The sequence below is a fragment of the Methyloparacoccus murrellii genome, assembly GCF_054657115.1.
Map to the genome: position 1 here is coordinate 1 of NZ_BAAHXD010000124.1, position 454 is coordinate 454.

Annotated in this window: 1 protein-coding gene; it reads left to right on the top strand. The window is 44.3% G+C overall.

Annotation, left to right across the window (positions count from 1 at the left end):
- Positions 1 to 17: 17 nt before the first annotated feature.
- Positions 18 to 454 (top strand): hypothetical protein (locus ACYQ1H_RS15560; protein ID WP_460028949.1); only part of this gene is annotated, 437 nt, incomplete at its 3' end.

Below are 454 nucleotides of genomic sequence, written 5' to 3' on the forward strand. Positions count from 1 at the left end.
TTTGTAGGGAGAAACTGTTGAACTTTGCTGCACTTCCTTCTCATACCCAATTTTTTCTTGGCTTTGTCACGCTTCTGACCTTGTATTTTCACGTCAAATATGACGAGAAAACCTTAACCTACGGTCCTACCATCCTCACAACCACGGGTATTTTTGCCACTTTTTTTGGTATTGCTCTTGGATTAGCAGACTTCGACACAACCAACATTCAAGCCAGTGTTCCCGCTCTATTGTCTGGATTAAAGACAGCATTTTGGGCTTCTGTAGCGGGTGTAGGTGGCGCGTTAACCATCAAATTCCGGCACTTTTTTATAGGAGTGAAACAAGAAGTCGCCGGCTCTGGTATTGAAGGAGAAATCACAGCCGCTGATCTTGCAAAACTATTGCAAAGCATTCAACAAGCCTTGGTCGGTAGCGACGATTCAACTTTGGTATCGCAGTTGAAGCTGTCTAG